This window comes from Corynebacterium minutissimum, from assembly GCF_000805675.1.
Classification (GTDB): domain Bacteria; phylum Actinomycetota; class Actinomycetes; order Mycobacteriales; family Mycobacteriaceae; genus Corynebacterium; species Corynebacterium minutissimum.
Map to the genome: position 1 here is coordinate 1 of NZ_JSEF01000026.1, position 1,645 is coordinate 1,645.

At 54.0% G+C, this 1,645-nt stretch carries 1 protein-coding gene; it reads right to left on the reverse strand.

Annotated features, from left to right (window positions below; translation table 11 throughout):
- Positions 1 to 85: 85 nt before the first annotated feature.
- On the reverse strand, positions 86 to 1,549 hold the full coding sequence (locus NX84_RS12720) for an integrase core domain-containing protein (protein WP_082013979.1): 1,464 nt from the start codon (positions 1,547 to 1,549) through the stop codon (positions 86 to 88).
- Between the last annotated feature and the right edge of the window lie 96 nt (positions 1,550 to 1,645).

Consider the following 1,645-nt stretch of genomic DNA (forward strand, 5'->3'; position numbering starts at 1 on the left):
TGTTATGTCCATAGGGTTTTTGGACATGGAGTCCGGTGTCTTTTTGGACACGGAATCCATGGAGGTCTTGGACACTTCTAGCGGTTTATGGTTGTGGCCTGCGTTTCGGCCGGGGTTTGGATAGTTTCGGGTTCATCCGCGGTGGTTGGCGGTGTTTCATTCCTTCAACGAGGTTGATGTTGATCTGGCCACCTGGTGGTCTGTGGCTCAACGTGATCGGCAGTGGCACGCTGAAGAGGAATTCACCGTCATGGGCCGTGTAGAACTCCGCAACGTTTTCGGCTGTGACTGTGGAGTAGAGTCTGCGGTTTTTAAACCTCAGACCAATGTAGAGACCGAAGCCGCACACGCGTACAACGCCGTCTTTGCTTACGCAGAGCTGGTCTGGGATACCCCAATGGTTTGTTGAATTTGTCGTCGGCGCCGTTAGTGTGGGGGTATCGGTGGGAGGTATGCCTTGCAAAGCTGCCATGTCATCGGTGCAGGCCTCGTGTGAAGTTGCCGCTTCCGCGGGGCCGTTTAGCATTTCGGATACAGCTTGTGGATTGTGCGCTTGGTTATAAGCGACTACGCGGGCCCAGACCTGCTCGGGATCGAGTGGATGCTGAGGCGATGGTGCCTTGGGGAAGGTATCGAAGGCCTGGCGTGGTGTGATGTGCATTTTGCCGACCAGCAGTGATTGGTGCCGTCGTCGTTCGTTGTATACCTGGCGATATTCAGCCAGATATGTGTTGACCTCAGCAAGGCTGACTGGGTGGCGTGCATCGAGGAACTGGGTCAACGTGCGGTGAGAGCGTTCGTCTTTTCCCTGGGTTGTCGGGGCGAAACCAGCAATAGCAAGTACACCTTGGCTAGCGAGCCAAGTTTCAGTAGCAGAGAGAAAACCACGGTGATAGGTGGCGAACGCATCGCCATTGTCGGAAAGGATTTCTTGAGGTTTGCCGTAGGCGGCGAACGCTGCAGCCAGTACGGCGCGCGCATCAGTACCGTTTTCTGGCAGAGCGAACGCTGTGGTTCCGACATCGAATCTGCTGGCATCATCGATAATCTGGTAAATCGTGACATGTGTGTGGGCATGGTCAAAGAGGCGGTAGACCAGTCCATCGATTTGCCAGAGTTCACCGACGAGATCACGGGCGAAGCGCTTATAGGAGCTGCGTGGCCGTTTGCGGGCATTGGCATCAACAAATCCCAGCTCATGAAGCCACGAGGCGATTGTAGAACGCGACGGTGTGGAATCTGGGCCTACAGTGTCAAACAAGAAGTAGTAGATCGACCAAGGCCCATAATCCAAGCCTTGCTCCATCAACTCCTGCCTGGCGTGGACGACTGCGATTTTATCGGCCTCGTTAAATTTCTTAATCGGATTCTTCGGGGCAGTCGAATCAGGCACAATACCTGCGCGACCCTTCTGCGCTATCCGGCTTTTGATGTTGTGGTACGTCTGCCGCGAGATTCCTAATTCTTTGCAAAACTGTGTGACCGTCTTGCCGTCACGAACGGGATCGAAATCTGCGACCTTTCTACGCTTATGCAATGGAATAGCCATCCGGCTATTCCACCGCCGCAAACGTCCAAAAAGCCACTAGACATCCCGTCCAAAAACATCCTGGACTCCGTGTCCAAAAAGTCGCTAGACATCACA